Here is an 18,886-nt window from a genome sequence, read left to right as displayed (position 1 = left end):
TTTGAAAGATGATTCTTTAGATTCAATAAACTTTTATAACTGTTTTCAATGAGTAGAAAAGATATGGGTAAAGCCGTTAAAGAAAAGTATCTGAAATTTGTATAAATGCGTGTAGAATGTGCTGCATTTTTGATGAAAGGTGAGCCGTATGTCGGGTTCGACGATTACGCCTTGGGTAGTTGGCAACTGGAAAATGAACCCAATGCGTGCCAATGCCAAACAACTTATAGAAGAATTTAAACAACTATTGCAACAAGACCAAATTGCAGATGAAAACTGTCATGTAGGGGTTGCTCCGGTTTCTATTGCACTTGCAATGGTACAAACACAATTGCAAGATGCTGCAAGAACAGTATATACAGTTGCACAAGACGTATCACGTGTAGCAGGTACTGGCGCTTATACTGGCGAAGTCAGTGCAGAATTATTAAAAGATAGCCAAATTAACTTTGTATTGGTGGGTCATTCTGAACGCCGTGATATTTTTGGTGACAACGTTGAAATCTTGAAGGCGAAACTCCAAAATGCTTTAAATGCAGGCTTGACTGCCATTTATTGTGTTGGTGAAAGCCTCGAACAACGTGAACAAGGTTTGGCAGAGCAAGTTGTATTGCAACAAATTTGTGATATTGCTCCTGTAGTTACTGCTGAGCAGTGGCAAAAGCAAATTGTGATTGCCTATGAGCCAATCTGGGCAATTGGAACAGGTAAAACTGCTTCTCCACAAGATGCACAGGCAATGCATGCTAAGATTCGTGAAGGTTTAAGTCAGATTACCTCAGCGGGTTCAGACATTGCGATTTTATATGGCGGTAGTGTAAAAGCTGAAAATGCAGTCGAATTGGCAGCATGTCCAGATATTAATGGTGCGTTGGTAGGTGGTGCTTCACTAAATGCAGCATCTTTTTATCAAATTGTACAAGCCTTTGCACAAAGTAAATAACGAGGATAGGGTATGCACTCTTTTGTACTGATCGTACATATTATTTTAGCGGTACTGATGATTGCCTTGATTCTAGTGCAACACGGTAAAGGTGCTGATGCTGGCGCTTCTTTCGGCGGTGGTGGAGCTGCAACTGTATTCGGTGCATCGGGTTCAGGTAACTTTCTTACCCGCCTTACTGCAGTTTTAACAGCCTTGTTCTTCGTGACGAGTTTAACTCTTGCTGTTTTTGCAAAAAAACAGACCACGGATGCATATAGCTTGAAAACTGTACAAACTACAGCACCTGTTCAAACGACATCGCCTGAAACTTCACCAAATGCACCAAAATCGAGTCAATAATTCGAAATAAGGCTTTCCTTTTGCAGTTGGAAGGACTAGAATGCGTCCCACAAGCTGCGGTGGTGGTGGAATTGGTAGACACGCTACCTTGAGGTGGTAGTGCCTTCGGGCGTGGGGGTTCAAGTCCCCCCTTCCGCACCAACTTTGAACCAGAAAGTTGAGTGCAAGCAGTTTATTGATGCGGGATGGAGCAGTCTGGTAGCTCGTCGGGCTCATAACCCGAAGGTCGTTGGTTCAAATCCAGCTCCCGCTACCAATTTGATTAAGGTGCAACTTAATCAAGCTAATATTGGATAAGTTTACATTGACTTTTTTCGATATTTGTATATAATTTTTGCACGTTGATGCGGGATGGAGCAGTCTGGTAGCTCGTCGGGCTCATAACCCGAAGGTCGTTGGTTCAAATCCAGCTCCCGCTACCAAGTTTCTTAAAAGAGGCTCACAGACAGGTGGGCCTTTTTGCACAGTGGACTATTGTTTTCTGTGCTAAATAGGGGCGATTAACGCCCTTTTTTATTGGTTATCGTATCGCTATCGTGTAGTGTCGACATCAATTGGTCAAATAGTCATGCTTCACTATAGTAGGTCTGTGTCGGTTAAAACAACCGATTGAATCGCACGAGAATGACGAGAGTAAATGAAATTATCAAATAAATCCCAAGCATTGCATGACTTAATTGTTCCTGCAGTGGAAGCATGTGGTGTCGACCTTTGGGGGATCGAGTTTCTCCCACAAGGTAAACGTTCATTATTGCGTATTTATATCGATAAAGCGGTGAGTGAAGATGCTGAGCCAGTACTTAATGAAGATGGTGAAGTAGAACAAGGCCGTGGTATTGGTGTACAAGATTGTGTGCGTGTAACACAACAAGTTGGCGCAATGTTGGATGTTCATGATCCAATTTCAGGTGAGTATTCATTAGAAGTTTCTTCACCGGGCTGGGATCGTCCTTTTTTCCAACTAGAACAGTTACAAGGCTACATCGGACAACAAATTGCTTTGCGTCTAATTGCAGCAGTAGAAAACCGTCGTAAATTTCAAGCAAAACTTATCGCAGTAGACCTTGAAAATGAAGAAATTCAGGTTGAAGTTGATGGGAAGCACGTGCTTGTAATCGACAGCAACAATATCGATAAAGCAAACTTGATCTATCAAGATTAAATTTATTAAATTTTATAAGAAATCGGTAGGTGACTTATGGGCCGCGAAATTCTTACCGTTGTTGAAACGGTTAGTAATGAAAAAGGTGTTAGTCGTGAAGCGATCTTCGAGGCTTTAGAACAAGCTCTAGTTGCTGCAACGAAGAAAAGATTTTACGAAGGTACGCATGCTGAAGAAGCTCAGCTTCGTGTAGAAATTGATCGTAAAACTGGTGATTACCGTACATTCCGTCAATGGACTGTGGTCGCAGATGAAGATCATGAAATGCCAGCTTGCCAAGATGCAATTTCTGACGTTGATCCAGCTAAATGGTCAATTGGTGATATACGTGAACTCGAAGTAGAATCTATTGAGTTTGGTCGTATCGCTGCACAAATTGCCAAGCAAGTTATCGTACAAAAAATTCGTGAAGCTGAGCGTGCTTTAGTTGCTGATGCATACGAGTCTAAAGTGGGTGAGTTAATTTACGGTGAAGTGAAAAAACAAACCAAAGATGGCTTCATTATCGACTTAGGCGACAACGCAGAAGCTTATCTTGCACGCGAAGAGATGATTCCAAAAGAAATTCTTCGTCCAAAACAACGTGTAAACGCTATTTTATATAACGTTAACCGTGAAGGTCGTGGCGCTCAATTGTTGTTATCACGCGCTAAGCCTGAAATGTTAATCGCTTTAATGAAAAAAGAAATTCCTGAAATTTCTGAAGAAATTATTGAAATTAAAGCAGCGGCACGTCAACCGGGCGTTCGTGCTAAAATTGCAGTGAAAACAAATGATCACCGTATTGACCCTGTAGGTGCATGTATTGGTATGCGTGGTACGCGTATTCAAGCTGTACAACAAGAGTTGAATGGTGAACGTATTGATGTAGTGGTCTGGTCTGATGATCCGGCTCAATACATTGCTAGTGCATTAGAACCAGCGGATGTTTCAGGCATCGTGCTTGATGAAGATGCAAGAAGTGCCGACATTATTTTTGCAACCAGCGATCAATTAGCTCGCGCGATTGGCTCTCAAGGTCAAAACGTTCGCTTAGCTTCTGATTTAACTGGCTACAAACTCGACATGATGCTTGAAGAAGAGTATCGTGCTCGTCAGCAAAATGAAGCTCAGCAATATCTCGACATGTTTGTATCACGTCTCGATATTGAAGAAGATTTAGCAATGGCATTGGTGGAAATGGGCTTCACTTCTTTAGAAGAGATTGCTTATGTTCCTGCTGAAACTTTTGACGAAATTGAGCTTGATGCTGAATTGGTTGAGTTATTGCAAAGTCGTGCAAAAGAAGCAGCCCTTACTGATGCTTTGAAACAGCAAGAAAATATTCAAGAACCGAGCGCAGACCTTCTCACTATGGAAGGCATGACTTCTGAGATCGCTTACTCGCTTGCCGCTCGCGGTATTATTACTGTCGACGATTTGGCAGATCAGGCTACTGACGATATCTCTGATATTGAAGGTCTTGGTCATGAAAAAGCAGGTCAATTGATCATGAAAGCTCGCGAATCATGGTTTAACTAGGAGATGAAATATGACGGACAAGTCGATTAAAGAGTTAGCTCTCAGTGTAGGACGTCCTGTTGAGAAGCTCCTAGAACAGGCTCGTGAAGCAGGTTTGCCTCAACGTACAGCAGACGACATTATTACCACTGAACAACAGGATACTTTGGTCAATCATTTGAAAAAAGTTCATGGTCAGGAAAGTGGTAACACAGGAAAAATTGCGTTGAAACGTAAAACAACCAGTACCGCTAAAGTTGCAAGTACTTCAGGTAAAGCAAAAACGATTAACGTAGAAGTACGTAAAAAACAGGTTTTTGCTAAACCAAACCCTGAACAAATTGCAGCAGAAGCTAAAGCACGTGCAGAAGCAGAAGCGAAAGCACGTGTAGAACAGCAAACGCGTGAAACTGCCGAGCAAAAAGCGCGTCTTCAAACAGAGCAAAAAGCAAAAGCAACTTTAGATGCTATGCGTGCTGCTCATCAACAAGATAGTGCTGCACAGACAGCTCCAAAAGCTGCTGTTGTAGTGAAAAAGCGTGGTGGTGGCACAGTAAAACCTGCACCAAAACCAGCTGAGACTCCAGAACAGAAAAGAGCTCGTGAAGAGCAGTCAGCTCAGTTAAAAGCAACTGAAGAAGCTGCACGTCGTAAAGCGGCTGAAGAAGCTCAGCAACGTACACTTGAACAAATGCGCAAAATGGCGTCTAAGTATTCAAATGACGATGCTACTACGACAATTCGTGTGATTGATGATTCTCCACTTGCTTCAGGTCTAGTTGGCCAAGCTTATGAAGATTCATTTAAGCAAGAAGACCGTGAAATTAAACGCGGTGGCGCAACCACTAACCCACGTGCTGGTAAGAAGGGTGGTCGTCGTGGTCAAGAAGAGCAAAGCTTTGTTAACCATAACAAACGTGGTTTAAAATCAAGCCAGGCGAATAAGCATGGATTTGAAAAGCCAGTTAAAAAGCAAGTTTATGATGTAGAAATCGGTTCAAGCATTGTTGTTGCCGATCTTGCTCAAAAAATGGCAATTAAAGTACGTGAAGTTATCAAAACACTTATGAAAATGGGTGAATTGGTTAACCAAGATCAAGCTATTGATCAAGACACAGCGGCACTTGTTGTAGAAGAAATGGGCCACAACCCTGTTTTAGTTTCTGATACACAAGCGGAAGATAACTTGCTTGAAGCGGCTGAAGAAGCTCGTGGTGAGCAAACTACTCGTCCGCCAGTTGTTACCATTATGGGTCACGTTGACCATGGTAAAACATCATTACTTGACCGCATCCGTCGTTCGAAAGTGGCGGCTGGTGAAGCAGGTGGTATTACCCAGCATATTGGTGCATATCATGTTGAAACAGACAAAGGGATTATTACATTCCTTGATACACCGGGACATGCGGCATTTACTTCAATGCGTGCACGTGGTGCTAAAGCAACAGATATCGTTGTATTAGTTGTTGCAGCTGATGATGGTGTAATGCCACAAACTGCAGAAGCAATTGACCATGCTCGCGCAGCAGGAACTCCAATTATTGTTGCAATCAACAAAATGGATAAAGAATCTGCTGATCCAGACCGTGTATTAAATGAATTAACAACGAAACAAATCGTTCCAGAAGAATGGGGTGGGGATGTTCCGATTGCTAAGGTTTCTGCACACAGCGGACAAGGTATTGATGAACTCCTTGATTTAATTCTTATTCAATCAGAATTGATGGAATTAAAAGCATCTGCTGAAGGTGCAGCGCAAGGTGTTGTTATTGAAGCACGTGTTGATAAAGGCCGTGGTGCGGTAACTTCTATTCTTGTTCAAAACGGTACATTAAACATTGGTGACCTTGTTCTTGCAGGTTCGTCTTATGGTCGTGTCCGTGCAATGTCTGATGAAAATGGTAAGCCAATTAAATCAGCAGGCCCATCTATTCCTGTAGAAATTCTGGGTCTTCCAGATGCTCCAATGGCAGGTGATGAAGTTCTTGTTGTAAATGACGAGAAGAAAGCGCGTGAAGTTGCCGATGCTCGTGCTGACCGTGAGCGTCAAAAACGTATTGATCGTCAAAGCGCAATGCGCCTTGAAAATATCATGTCGTCAATGGGCAAAAAAGATGTTCCTACAGTGAACGTTGTTTTGAAAACAGACGTACGTGGTACTTTAGAAGCATTGAATGCAGCTCTACATGAATTATCTACTGATGAAGTAAAAGTTCGTGTAATTAGTTCGGGTGTTGGTGCGATTACTGAGTCTGATGTGATTCTTGCTGAATCTTCAGAAGCTGTATTGTTAGGCTTTAACGTTCGTGCCGATACGACTGCTCGTCAGCGAAGTGACCAAGATGGTATCGATATTCGTTACTACAGCATCATTTATGAATTAATTGATGATGTGAAAGATGCTATGAGCGGTAAACTTGCTCCTGAACATCGTGAAACAATCTTGGGTGTTGCGGAAGTACGTGAAGTATTCCACTCAAGTAAGTTTGGTGCAGCAGCAGGTTGTATGGTACTTGAAGGCACATTACATCGTAATAAACCGATTCGCGTATTACGTGATGATGTTGTAATTTTCCAAGGTGAGCTTGAATCTCTTCGTCGTTATAAAGATGTTGTTGAGGAAGTTCGCGCAGGTATGGAATGTGGCCTTGCAGTTAAAGGTTATAAAGACATCAAACCACAAGATAAGATCGAAGTGTATGATGTTCAATTGATTAAACGGAGTCTTTAATGGCGGGTAGCCAACGCTTAAAGCGCATGGCGGATTCAGTACAACGTGAGTTGTCTGAGCTAATCCGTCAAGAGCTTAAAGATCCTCGCTTAGGTGGTCTAGTGACCATCTCTGCGGTGAAAGTCAGTGCGGATATGGGTTATGCTGAAGTTTATGTCACTGTTATGGGACGTGAACTAGGTGATGAGCAAAGTGAAGCTGCAAATAAAGAAACTTTAGATGTACTCAATAAAGCATCTGGTTTCTTGCGTCATGAATTGAGCCGTCGCATCAAGACTCGTATTACGCCTCGCTTGCGTTTCCATTACGATAAGACGAATGCATATGGTAACTATATGTTTGGTCTAATCGAAAAAGCGGTACAAGATTTACCAGAACGTAAGTCAGATGACGAAGAGTAATTAGAACTCAAAAATAAAAAAGCCACCTTCGGGTGGCTTTTTTATTGGCTCAATTTTTTATTCTTTAGGAGGTTCCATTGGCGGTTTATTTTGTGAGAAGCGCTGACCAATTTTGTAACGGTCCCAAGGGAGTGGGCGTTCAATTGCCTCAGGTACTTCACCACTCAGTGAGCGTAAACGTAAATGTAGCGCAGCTTGAGCGATCAAATTGGCTGAAACCGGTGCGGTAATAAAAGCTAGAAGGGTAATAAGTAATTCGGCGAAACCAAAGCGACCTTGGAAAGCAAAAAAGATCATTGAAGCAATCAGGAAGCTTCCTAAACCGAGCGTGCTCGATTTAGTGGGTGCATGTAAGCGCATGAATAAGTCTGGTAAACGGACCATACCGATTGAGCCAACTAACATGAAGAAGGCACCGAAAACCAGAAAGACCGAAACAATAATTTCCATTGTAAATTGCATTTTGACCTCTCCTTAATCGATAACATGACCAGTTGTGAAGTAACGTGCTAAGGCGGCTGTAGATACGAAACCTAACATTGCAACCAATAGAGCTCCTTCGAATAGTGAGGTCGTCATCCAATAAATGCCTAATACAACAATGAGGCATGTTGCATTGAGGAAAAGCGTATCGAGTGCTAAAAGTCGGTCTACAATTGATGGGCCCATGACCAGTCTGAAAAGGCAAAGTAACATCGAGATTGTAATCGCAATCAAGCTAATACCTAGAGCATAGGGTAGGATGGTCATGCACTTGCCTCCGTTTTACTTTTGACATCAAAAATTTCCATCAGAGGAATTTCATAACGTTCTTTGATGTCTTGAATATCAGATTCGGTATTATCCGTGCTTAAAGCGTGAACTAGAATATCCCCACGTTCCTGATCGATACCCGCAGAAACCGTACCTGGTGTTGTGGTAATGATCATCGCCAGTAAAGTATTGACCTGCTCATGTTCTGTTTCTAAAGGTACGCGATACCATTTAGGGTGTAAATTTTTGGTAGGGCCTAAAACCAGTTTCGCGACTTTAAAGTTAGAAATGACAATATCCCAAAGAACCACGAAGCATAGTTTAATCGCAGGTTTCCAGTGAATATGCGGTGTGCGGGTAATAAACGGTTTAACTAAACGAGGAATAATCAAGCCTAAAAGCATAGCAGTCAAAAGATCGCTTGCATCAAGGCTATGCGCCAACATCAACCAAAATAAAATGATGAGAACAGAAACAAATGGATGTGGAAACCAGCGTTCAAGCAAATGTGATAACTGCATTGTTATGGCTCCATAGGTTTCAATTGACTTTCATCAACAATGGTAGGTGTTTGAAGTTTATCCTGTTGCTGAATCTGCCGTTGTTTATATTCAGAAATATGCTCACCATTGAGCGTATCTTTGGAAATAATATCTGGAACAAGATAAGCATTATGATCTTCAACCTCACCGCCGTATTTGGTTTCCGGTAAGTAAGCTGGATCATATGGCTGCACACTGATCACTTCGCCGTTTTTATCTACTTTAAGAATAGAGTGTTGGTAAAGCGCATGGTCTTGGATCTGCTCTGCGGTGCTTAATGTGTAATGCTGAATTGGTGCAGCAAAGACAACATAAGCGATTAAACCAGCCAGTAATAGATAAATGACTTGATCGTTACGTGGCGGTGCGCGTTCCGGTAAAGCACGATAAAGAATATAAGCAGGATGGATTGGGTCTTCCTCTGGAGGAGAGGCGCGCCAGAATAAGATAAAACCAACACGAGTAAGAGCAATAATACTTAATAAGCTCACAACAAGCACAACACCAATAATCCAGCCTTGATAGCTAGCTTCAACTGTTGCTTGTAGGATAAATACTTTTCCAAGAAAACCACTAAAAGGTGGTAAACCTGCAAGCATCATGGCAATCAAGAAGTAAGTCAGCATAGCTGCTTTTTCTTGTTTGATTCTTGGGGCAACTTTTAAATGATCTTTAAAATCTCCACGTTGTGAAGTGATCCATCCACAAAATAGATAAAAAGCTGCTCCGATCAATGTACTGTGCACTAAGTAATATAAAGCCCCAGACCATGCCTGTGTATTAGACATGGCGATTGCTGTGAGCAAAGTACCAATTGAAGAAAGGACCATAAAGCCGACAAAGCGTCGTAAACGATCTGCCCCAATTGCTGCGATCACACCATAGAGTGAAGTAATTAAGCCAATAGGCAATAACCAGCTTTTTAAGATTTCTTGACTAAGTGCATCGTCAAATACTGTTCCATTTACACGTAAAATAGAATAGATCCCGACTTTGGTCATAATGGTGAAAATTGCAGCTACAGGTGTGCTCGCAACAGCATAAGTTTTTGGTAGCCAAAAACCGACAGGAAGCATCGCTGCTTTAATACCGAAAACAACAAAAAGAAGGAGGGCACCCGCGACGGCTAATTTATGTTGATCTGCTTCAAGTGTCGGAATAAGGCGTGAAACATCAGCCATGTTGAGGCTACCTACACTGCCATAAATCATACCAAGCCCAATTAAGAAGAGGGCAGAGGCTAAAAGATTGATAATGACATAGTGAACGCCTAGCTGAAAACGAGGTTTGCCTTGCCCATGTAAAAGCAAAACATAGGATGCCATTAGCAGGATTTCAAAGAAGACGAAAAGGTTAAATAAGTCGCCTGTGAGGAATGCTCCACAGATCCCCATTAATAGGAAATGTACCATGGCATGAAAATAGCGACCACGGGTGTCCCAGTTATCACTTGCATACCATAAAACTGGCACTGCTAATGCGTAGGTCAATACCAACATAAAAGCTGAAAGACGATCGAGTACAAGGACAATACCAAACGGTGCTGACCATTCACTGAGTTGGTAAACAGTAATTTGTCCTGTGCTGGCGTAGCTTAGATAAACAATTGCGGTAATTAATCCGGCAATTGCTGAGACAAGGCTAATGCCACGGCGCCATGGCTGACGCCAGTCATCTTTTAAAGCACCCGCCCCAGGGTTGCCTAAGAGTAATAAGATAAAAGCAGTAAATGCTGGGATGAGAATGCTAAAAATAGGCGTGTGTTGTTGCCAAAAAGATAAAAAATCAAACATCACGGCTCATCCTCACGCGGGTCGTATGTTGGGGAAGCATCTTCTTTAGCATCAACATGATCACTACCTGATTCATAACGGCTACGCAGTGCCAGTTGTACAATAAAAGCGGTGGTTGCAAAACCGATCACGATGGCGGTTAATACGAGTGCTTGAGGAAGTGGATCGGTTATTCTTGTTGTTTCAGTTAAAATTGCTGGTGAGCTAATTTGTAATCGACCCATAGCGAATAAAAATAGGTTTACTGCGTAACCGATCACAGCCAATCCAAGCACAACCGGGAAGGTACGAGCACGTAAAATCAGATAAATACCTGTGGCAACAAGTAAACCAATAGCAGAAGCCAATAAGAATTCTAAACTGATCATGATGATTCCTCCCGATGTGGTACAGGACCAGACATACTCGAATGACGAGAGTCGCCTAATACAGAGATGAGCAACATTGTTGCGCCTACAACGGTGATATAAACACCCAAGTCAAAACTTGCAGCTGAAGCTAGATGTAGTTTGCCTAAAATTGGTAATTCAACATAGACGTGAGCGCTAGTGAGGAACGGACGTAGCCAGAACCATGCTGCTACTCCAGTCAGACCTGCAATCGTTAATCCTGAGCCAATCCAGACTTCATATAGGCGTCCTGACTTCGCTTTTAACAGTTGTTCCGCTTGATCTTGACCTAGTGCAATATATTGGATGATTAATGCCATTGAGGTGATAAGACCAGCAATGAAGCCACCGCCTGGATAGTTATGTCCTCGCATAAAGATATAGACACTGACGACAAGCGCGAGTGGTAATACCCAAGAGGCCGTAATACGGAACATTAGCGGAGATGGGTTAAAACGATAGGTGAGACCTTGGGTCATGGTTGTACCGTGTACACGCATACCATCCATTAAACAAAGTGCACCAATCGCAGCGATTCCTAATACTGTAATTTCACCAAAGGTATCGAAGCCACGGAAGTCAACTAAAATGACATTTACAATATTTGAGCCACCACCAAGTGGTAAAGATTGTTGGGCAAAGAACCAAGAAATCGAATTATGATCACGGGTTAAAATGAGCCAAGCAATCCAGCCAATTCCTAAACCTCCAACAATGGCTAAAGCAGCATCTCTTAAACGTCTAGAGCGAAGAGATTCATATGGCGTAAGCTGTGGAAGTAAAGATAAACTCATTAATAAAAGAACAGTGGTTACTACATCTACCGTAATTTGAGTCAGTGCTAAATCTGGTGCTGACATGGTGACGAAAACCATGGTTACCACTAGGCCAATTGCACCACTAATGAGTACTGCCTTAATACGTTCATGGTGGAACCAGAGCATCATCCAGCAACCTGAGAATAAAGTCAGCCAAAGAATGACAGCAATCCATGGGGCATGGGTGAGTTCGCGTGTACCTGTGCTCAGCCCTTGATTGAGTAAAGGCATGGTGACCATGATGACGCTAAAAGCAATGATCCAGAACAAATAACTTTGCAATGAACCATTTTCAGTTTTTTGTTTGATTTTTCGGCTAGTAAGCAGCAGATGTTTTAAAAATAAATCAAATAAGATGCGGCCTTGTAATTTTCCTAGACGTGGGTCAAGGTCAATTTTACGAATCATGCCGTCTTTTGCTAAAGCAAAATAGAAGAGCGTACCGCCAACCAAAGCAATAATACTCATCACCAGAGGTGCATTAAATCCATGCCAAATTGCAAGGTGTGTACCTGCAAATTCTGGTTGCATTAAGCTTGCTCTCGTTACGCTATTTACCAAAGGCTCTACCAATAAAGAAGGTAGAACACCGACCAAGATGCACAGCACGGCAAGAAGAATAGCAGGAGCACGCATACCGATTGGTGGCTCATGTGCATCTTTATTTGGCACTTGTTTACCAATTGGACCGTCAAAGAACACGCCATGCACTAAGCGAATTGAGTAACTTACTGCGAAGATACCAGCCAGAGTTGCAATAATGCTGGCAAAGATCACCGTTGAACCTGAAAGATTTGCCAATAGCTCGGTAAAGAACATCTCTTTTGAGATAAAGCCATTGGTGAGTGGTACACCTGCCATAGAGGCAGCGGTGATCATAGTGAGTGTGGCAGTGAAAGGAAGTAATTGCCAAATACCACTAAGTTTTCGAAGATCACGTGTGCCAGTTTCATGATCGATAATCCCTGCAAGCATAAACAGCGCTGCTTTAAATGTTGCATGGTTAATAATATGGAAAATAGCAGCAGCAACTGCTAAAGGCGAACCGATACCGAGTAAACAAACAATAAGCCCTAAATGACTAATGGTTGAATAGGCTAACAGTCCTTTTAAATCTTCTTTGAAAATGGCAAAACACGCTGCCATACAGAGTGTAAATAGGCCGACAAATGTAACGATATTATGATAAAGCGCAGCGCCTATAAAAATTGGAAGTAAGCGGGCAAGTAGAAAAATCCCCGCTTTTACCATAGTCGCAGAGTGCAGATAAGCAGACACTGGCGTTGGTGCAGCCATTGCGTTAGGTAACCAAAAATGGAATGGAAACTGAGCACTTTTCGTAAATGCGCCAAGTAAAATCAGCAATAACATTGGAGTAAAAAGTGTGTGGGCTTGGATCGCATCTTTCATGCCCATGATTTCACTAATTTCATAGGTTCCGGTAATTTGTCCTAATAGAACAAATCCACCTAGCATTGCTAAACCACCCATCCCTGTAATCGTGAGTGCCATGCGAGAGCCACGTTGAGCAGCCTCATAATGACTCCAATAACCCACTAACAAGAAAGATGAAATACTGGTGAGCTCCCAAAAGACTAATAAAATAATAAGATTATTAGAGAGCGAAATTCCCAGCATTGCTGCCATAAACAGCATGAGTAATGTATAGAGTTTACTTAAAGAATTTTTAGGGCCGAGATAATAATAGGCGTATATATAAATGAGTGTACCGATACCGGTAATAAGTAAGGAGAATAATAAACCAAGAGCATCGAGTCTGAAGCTTAGATTAATCCCTAATTGAGGTAGCCAATCCCAGCTTTGTTGAATGCTTGCACCACCAAGCACAGTTTTAGCTTGAGTCAGTAATAATCCGAAACTGGTTAAACTGACTCCAATTGCCCCTAAAGCCGTTACTCCACGCGAGAACCGTTGAAGCAATGAAACAAGGGTGGTGCCTAATATTAACGGTAATAAGATAATTATCGGTAGCACACTCGTATCCATATGTGATTTAGGCCGAAACCTAAAGGTGAAATTTTAATTTCAGAATAGATAGGAATTCAAAGAGAGTTCCAAAGCTTATTATTCCGAAAACCCAACCAAATTAGAAAATAAAGCGAGAAACAAGTTGTATTGCGCAACTTGAAGAATAAAAACGCAAAATGAAATTTATTGTACACTAAAAAAGCATTGAAAATCTGATGTTATTACATGTAGTAACAACATCTAGTTATTTTAATGCCTAAAAAACCTTACTCCACCATATATTTTGTGAGAGCAGTTTTTTGATTATAAAAAGACAGTCTAGGGATTATAAAACTCAAACCGAAGAGCTTTCTTCTGGGGTATCTCCCGCATGAATCATCTTTAATAATTCATTTTTTTGTTGTTCATTTAAACCCTGAATCTGCTGAAATAAAATTTCAATCTGTGCTGGTGCTGGCATCGGATCTATTAAGCTTAAAGGCTGTGCATCTATATGTGGTGTTAATGGCTCGCTTCTTTGAAGTAAGGTATAGATATGTTCAAGCTGTTGTTTGGTGGTGTTTAAATCAAGATGGCTAATTTTACCCTGCTCCAATTTTAGACATTGGTAAGTTGAAGCATGTTCGAGTAACTCTTCACGACTTCCTGTTGCAATAATTTGTAGGCGTGGGAAAGCTTGATGAAGTCGATTTAAGATCTCAGAACAATGTGTTGAGTCGAGCTGTGCATCAATCTGGTCAATGAGTAAAACGCCGTCTCCTTCAAGGCAAGGGTTTAAACTTAATGGATTGAGTAAACAGAGTCTGCGGGCTATATCGCCTACTAAAGCAATCCAGGTTTTTGTTGTATTTGAAAGCTGCTGAAAAGGTAAGGTTTGACCTTCATAATCAACTATAAGCTGCAACCGCGGCTGATATTGTAAATAGATATCTTTAAGTTCAGGTAAAACTATATTTAATGCGTTCTTGAGGGCGTAGAGATTGGGTGAAGTAAGCTGTTTAGGTTGCCCAGATAATTCTTTTTGAAGCTCATTTAATAATTCTGTGTGATTTTGCTGATCTGGCTGCTTAGACCTAATCCGTTGTACGAGGTGAGCGGCTTGCGCATTTTCGATATCGCTGATTTCTCGTAACCATTCAAAAAAGCGCGTAAACGTTGTGAACGGTACTGGGCTAATGTCGTAGGCTGAAATAGCTTGGGTAATACCAGGTAAATTTTTATTCAAAAGATTGACTTCATTTATAAATCGCTCGGCTGGGTAGTAAGCGATTAAGGGAAGTCCTTGCAGTGGATCTTTTTTGGTCACTTGTTGATAAAGCGCCATGGTTTGATCAAGTTGCTGAGTTTCAACTTGACTCATTCCGATACCACTTGCATTTAAGGTTTTGAAAAGTTTCCAGCTACACAGCGAAGAGTCTACCTGCTGAGCAGAGGTACTTTCTGGTAAATGGCCAATTTCAGAAGGAATTTGGATGGTCACTTCGATTTTTGATTGGAGGCGCGACTGAGTAATGTCTTGATCAGGAGTGACAATTCCCGGACTGCGTAAATCTTTAAGACGAGCAGGCAACCAAGTTAAAGCATGGTAAGTATGTTTGAGCAACATACTTTTACCAGTTGCCTGTTCACCTAAAATTAAGGTGATTGGCTGTTTTTCATAATGAAAGTGTATTTTAAGGTCGTGAAACAGAGCAATATGTTTAAATTGGACAGATTCAAGTTTCATAGGCTCACCTAAGTATGAGCGCTTCAACCAACCCACTGACGAAGACTTAAAGGCGCCCTTAGTTTTAATTGTTGTATCAGATCATAAAGATGATGGATATTTAGACTTACTTTAGCACGAGTACAGGCAACGTACAGTAGTCTTAATTCTTCATCGGTAATCTTGTGCTCTAACCCATTAATTTTAAATTGATAGTCATCTTCAATATGAACGCGGTTCCATTCTAGCCCTTTCGCTTTATGGGCTGTAGAGATGACATAGTCAGCCTGCTCTAGTGGTGTAATCTTTGCAAGTGCTTTTTTTAGTGGGTCGGTACCATGATCATCGACCAGTTTTACTAATGGCTTAATGTCACTACCTTCATTGGTTTCACAGTATTCATGGACATCGTGCCATGAGTTAAACCATGCCAGTTCCGGAACATCCGTAACCCGTTTTCCTTGCTTTAAGAGGCTTGCAGCATCTACAAAACGGTTCAGTTTTTGATGATCAGCTTGCAAACTCACTTTATCGCCGTGAACTAAACCTGCTAATAAAAGCTCCATTGCCCGAGCATTGGTACGGCATAAAATCGCATCACGCATTTTGGTGTGTGGTTTATTTACGACGCTCGATTTCTGGTTTGGATTGCCAAGTAGGGGAACAGTTTCATTTAAACCGCCAAGCAGTGCATTCGCAACATCGGCAATCGTTTCACCAAAACGAAAAGAAGTAGTGAGGCGAGACTCTGGCAGTGGCAATTGTTGCATCGCATTAATCGCACCACGCCACGCATAGATTTGCTGATGTGCATCACCTACATAGATGACCTGAGTATTTTTCTGACGAAGTAAAATACCCAACATTAAAGGGTCAGCATCTTGTGCTTCATCAAATAGTACATAATCGGCTGGGATGTTAGGTTCAGATAATGCCCAAAGTTTGAGGTAAATATCGTGACCAATTCCTGCCTGATGATTGGGATCGATTGACTCTAACCAACGGCGTTCAACAGCAGGGTAAAGATGGGTTTGAAGTGCAGTAATATCATCTGGATGTAACCAGTTTGGCGCCTGAATATGGCGAGGCGCTGGATATTGCGAACTGGTCGAACAGAAATAGCTCACTGCATTGGCGACAAGACTCGCTAGGCGACTTGGCATCAAGACGTATTTTTCATAACGTCCACCCATCATGCGCCGTAAGGTAATCGGTTCTAGCCGATATTCTTTTGCGATAAAGCTTGGGCTTAAGCGAGGCAAGCGTAATTTATCAGTCACACCTCGTGGCACGCTACGAAAAGCGAGTGAGTGAAAAGTACGGCAATCTACATTGCGATGAAATTTGTTTTGCGCTTCACCAGCAATAGCTTTGTTAAAAGCCAAATACATTCCACGCCTTTCAGGCATGGCATCACTAATCATTTGTAATGTAGTAGTTTTACCTGTACCCGCATAGGCAATCACTTTAAATGATTGCCCAAGACGTGCGTTATCTATGGCAATGGCTTGCTCATAGGTGGCTTTAGGTTTTTCGATATTCGACACTGAGTGATTTTAAACCTTGTTGCGGTTAGCTTTTTCAACTAAACCAGATAAACCCTGACGACGAGCTAATTCGTCAATAATAAGTTGTGGATTAAGATCGAAATAACCCAACATGACAATGCTATGGAACCACAAATCAGCAGTTTCATAAATCAAGTCATTTAAATTGCTTTCTGTATTTTGAGCAGCGTAGTCTTTGGCAGCGATAATCGTTTCTACGCTTTCTTCGCCGACTTTTTCTAAGATTTTATTGATGCCTTTTTTGTAGAGGCTTGCTACATATGAAGTATCAGCTTCTGCTTGCTTACGCTCTTGCATCAATTGCCCTAAGTGAGCAAGTACATCAACTTGTTCAGTCGTGTGAGCATGATCGTGGCTTTCAGTTTTGGCTTTGTCACCATAAATTGCATTAGGATCTTTTAATTGTGCATCGACAATTTCCCAGCCCTGTGGAGTAAGTTTACGGTAGAAACAAGACTCACGACCTGTATGGCACGCGATACCGCCGTGTTGTTCAACCTGTAATACAATGACATCAGCATCACAGTCTAAACGAATTTCATGGACAGTTTGAAAGTGACCTGATTCTTCACCCTTGTGCCAGAGTTTTTGGCGAGAGCGAGAGAAATACACTGCTTGATTTTTTTCTGCTGTGAGCGCAAGTGATTCACGGTTCATCCACGCCACCATCAAAATACGTCCGGTTTGATGATGTTGAGCAATGGCAGGGATAAGACCTTGTTCGTTAAATTTTACTTCATCGAGCCATTGCGTGTTATTCATGAGGAATCACCAAAGAAATATGAACTATAAATTGATTTCAATCAGATGCTAAAAAATAGCTTGTATAGTGTACGGCATCAACGTCAGTTTTAGGAAAAATTCTTTGTCCTTTTTGTCTTTGTCAGCGTAATGAGTAGCTTGAATACGATTACTTTTAAAAGTCAGATAGAGATTCACTTTTTAAATTAAAAGTACTTTTTTCTTTAGGCAATTGAGCTACTCGATCATAATCAAGTTGTTGAAATGGGCCAGTCTTTAAGCCTGAAATCGTGATCGCCATTTCTTTTCGAAAATAAGGGATTTGATACATCCAAGGGAAAACTAAATCTCTTAAACCCCCAGCCCACCAATGGTCAGATTGATAAAGTGGTGTTAGTAAACGACTGAGAACTTGATAAAACTGGGTAGATGAACGGCGAAGCTGGTGATAATGTTGCCAGAGTAGGGGCCAATCAATATTTTGGTTCTTTTGAGCTTGTTGCAATGATTGAGAAAAAGCCCAAGCATCCAATAATGCCATATTAGCCCCTTGTCCTAATTGCGGGCTCATCGCATGAGCTGCATCTCCAATTACACCAATTCGACCTTGCCCAAATTGATTCATGACTACATCACGGTAGTTTGCAGATAACCATTTAGGTTGAGTTTGACTGTTATACAAAATTTCTTTCAGCCATTCTGCAACCTTGGGCCAGCGTTCTGAGACTTGCTTTAACCAAGTTTGTTTAGCCTGTTCATCTTGCAAAAAGCTTTGTAGTTGTGGTGTAGGTAAGCTCCAAAAAACACTTGAAAGACGCTGATGAGGTTCAGTTGGAATTGCTCCTGTAGGAAGAATTCCCATCATAATTTTCGAGCGATCATAAAATTGATGCAGAATTTCAGAATCGAGCACTTGGCACTCAGGCACGATACTCCATGCCGCACCCCACGGGTAGGCTTGATCGACCTTTACCCATGCTTTAGGTCTTAATTGACTACGCGCACCGTTGGCAATAAGTATAGCATCAAAGCGAGCCTCAAACTTATGGGTTTGATGCATGCCGAATAGCCGAACTTCATTGGTATGTTCTTCAAAGCTTTCAACAGAGTGGCTCATACACCAAGTAATTTGGCTTGAATATTCGCTCAGCTTTTGTGTGAGCACATGACATAAAGTGGCACGGTGTATACCTAAACCATAAAGATTTGCTGATGCTTCATGATAATGGCTGTTTACTAAAAGATGCTTATCTGGAAGTTGTCCTTCTAAGCCTGTGACTCTCGCACCTAATGTTAAGGCTTTGTCGAGCACACCTAAATGTTCAAATACGGCTAAGCCCGCGGGTTGTAGCAATAAACCAGCACCGACCGGAGATAACTCATCAACTTGTTCAAAAATTGTAACGTTATTGCCTTCACGGGCAAGTAAAATCGCCGTAGCTAAACCTGCTGTACCAGCACCGATAATGGCAAAATGAGGTGTTTTCATTGTTTATTCTTTTGAAGCAT

General features: G+C 41.7%; 16 protein-coding genes and 3 tRNA genes. 9 read left to right on the top strand and 10 right to left on the bottom strand.

Annotated features, from left to right (window positions below):
- The first annotated feature begins 148 nt into the window (after window positions 1-148).
- From tpiA to rbfA, 9 genes are all read left to right on the top strand, one after another.
- Window positions 149-943 carry a triose-phosphate isomerase gene (gene tpiA, locus F931_RS16530; RefSeq protein WP_016142374.1) on the top strand — a complete coding sequence of 265 codons (795 nt, stop codon included), beginning with the start codon at window positions 149-151 and terminating at the stop codon, window positions 941-943.
- Window positions 944-955: 12 nt separating this feature from the next.
- Window positions 956-1,285, top strand: a complete 330-nt coding sequence (gene secG, locus F931_RS16525) for a preprotein translocase subunit SecG (protein WP_016142373.1) — start codon at window positions 956-958, stop codon at window positions 1,283-1,285.
- 56 nt (window positions 1,286-1,341) lie between these two features.
- Window positions 1,342-1,426: transfer RNA gene (locus F931_RS16520), tRNA-Leu, on the top strand.
- A 38-nt stretch (window positions 1,427-1,464) separates the two neighbouring features.
- Window positions 1,465-1,541 (top strand) — tRNA-Met (locus tag F931_RS16515).
- Window positions 1,542-1,630: 89 nt separating this feature from the next.
- Window positions 1,631-1,707 (top strand) — tRNA-Met (locus F931_RS16510).
- 215 nt (window positions 1,708-1,922) lie between these two features.
- Window positions 1,923-2,447, top strand: coding sequence for a ribosome maturation factor RimP (rimP, locus tag F931_RS16505; RefSeq protein ID WP_016142372.1), 525 nt, complete (start codon window positions 1,923-1,925; stop codon window positions 2,445-2,447).
- A gap of 36 nt (window positions 2,448-2,483) precedes the next feature.
- Window positions 2,484-3,968 (top strand): transcription termination factor NusA, encoded by a 1,485-nt coding sequence (gene nusA / locus F931_RS16500; RefSeq protein WP_016142371.1) that lies wholly within the window; start codon window positions 2,484-2,486, stop codon window positions 3,966-3,968.
- A 10-nt stretch (window positions 3,969-3,978) separates the two neighbouring features.
- Complete coding sequence (infB, locus tag F931_RS16495) at window positions 3,979-6,678, top strand: translation initiation factor IF-2 (protein ID WP_016142370.1); 2,700 nt, start codon at window positions 3,979-3,981, stop codon at window positions 6,676-6,678.
- A complete protein-coding gene (gene rbfA / locus F931_RS16490; protein ID WP_016142369.1) occupies window positions 6,678-7,079 on the top strand; it encodes a ribosome-binding factor A in 402 nt (133 codons plus the stop codon). The genes infB and rbfA overlap by 1 nt, the downstream gene beginning before the upstream one ends.
- Before the next feature lie 57 nt (window positions 7,080-7,136).
- On the opposite strand, the gene phaG is transcribed toward rbfA, so the two are convergent.
- The 10 genes from phaG to F931_RS16440 form a co-directional block, all read right to left on the bottom strand.
- The gene (gene phaG, locus F931_RS16485) at window positions 7,137-7,541 is read right to left on the bottom strand and encodes a Na+/H+ antiporter subunit G (RefSeq protein ID WP_005065884.1); all 405 of its coding nucleotides are present in this window, start codon (window positions 7,539-7,541) and stop codon (window positions 7,137-7,139) included.
- A gap of 12 nt (window positions 7,542-7,553) precedes the next feature.
- Window positions 7,554-7,829: a monovalent cation/H+ antiporter subunit F gene (locus tag F931_RS16480; RefSeq protein WP_016142368.1), complete on the bottom strand. Its 276-nt coding sequence runs from the start codon at window positions 7,827-7,829 to the stop codon at window positions 7,554-7,556.
- A complete protein-coding gene (gene phaE, locus F931_RS16475) occupies window positions 7,826-8,353 on the bottom strand; it encodes a Na+/H+ antiporter subunit E (protein WP_016142367.1) in 528 nt (175 codons plus the stop codon). Before phaE ends, F931_RS16480 begins: the two co-directional genes overlap by 4 nt.
- A gap of 2 nt (window positions 8,354-8,355) precedes the next feature.
- Entirely contained in the window at window positions 8,356-10,167 is a 1,812-nt protein-coding gene (phaD, locus tag F931_RS16470) for a monovalent cation/H+ antiporter subunit D (RefSeq protein WP_016142366.1), read from the bottom strand.
- Window positions 10,167-10,535: a Na+/H+ antiporter subunit C gene (phaC, locus tag F931_RS16465; RefSeq protein WP_016142365.1), complete on the bottom strand. Its 369-nt coding sequence runs from the start codon at window positions 10,533-10,535 to the stop codon at window positions 10,167-10,169. The genes phaD and phaC overlap by 1 nt, the downstream gene beginning before the upstream one ends.
- A complete protein-coding gene (gene phaAB, locus F931_RS16460) occupies window positions 10,532-13,381 on the bottom strand; it encodes a monovalent cation/H+ antiporter subunit A (protein WP_031945555.1) in 2,850 nt (949 codons plus the stop codon). The genes phaC and phaAB overlap by 4 nt, the downstream gene beginning before the upstream one ends.
- 316 nt (window positions 13,382-13,697) lie before the next feature.
- Window positions 13,698-15,089, bottom strand: coding sequence for an AAA family ATPase (locus tag F931_RS16455; protein ID WP_016142363.1), 1,392 nt, complete (start codon window positions 15,087-15,089; stop codon window positions 13,698-13,700).
- A gap of 23 nt (window positions 15,090-15,112) precedes the next feature.
- Entirely contained in the window at window positions 15,113-16,615 is a 1,503-nt protein-coding gene (locus tag F931_RS16450; protein WP_016142362.1) for a UvrD-helicase domain-containing protein, read from the bottom strand.
- Window positions 16,616-16,624: 9 nt separating this feature from the next.
- The gene (gene hisIE, locus F931_RS16445) at window positions 16,625-17,398 is read right to left on the bottom strand and encodes a bifunctional phosphoribosyl-AMP cyclohydrolase/phosphoribosyl-ATP diphosphatase HisIE (RefSeq protein WP_016142361.1); all 774 of its coding nucleotides are present in this window, start codon (window positions 17,396-17,398) and stop codon (window positions 16,625-16,627) included.
- A 154-nt stretch (window positions 17,399-17,552) separates the two neighbouring features.
- Window positions 17,553-18,866: an FAD-dependent oxidoreductase gene (locus F931_RS16440; RefSeq protein WP_016142360.1), complete on the bottom strand. Its 1,314-nt coding sequence runs from the start codon at window positions 18,864-18,866 to the stop codon at window positions 17,553-17,555.
- Window positions 18,867-18,886 lie beyond the last annotated feature (20 nt).

Origin of the sequence: Acinetobacter pittii ANC 4050 (assembly GCF_000399685.1) — a bacterium.
In the GTDB taxonomy this organism is placed as follows: Bacteria; Pseudomonadota; Gammaproteobacteria; order Pseudomonadales; family Moraxellaceae; genus Acinetobacter; species Acinetobacter pittii_E.
Note: the sequence above shows the minus strand (reverse complement) of the source record. Positions and strands in the feature narration are given on the sequence as shown.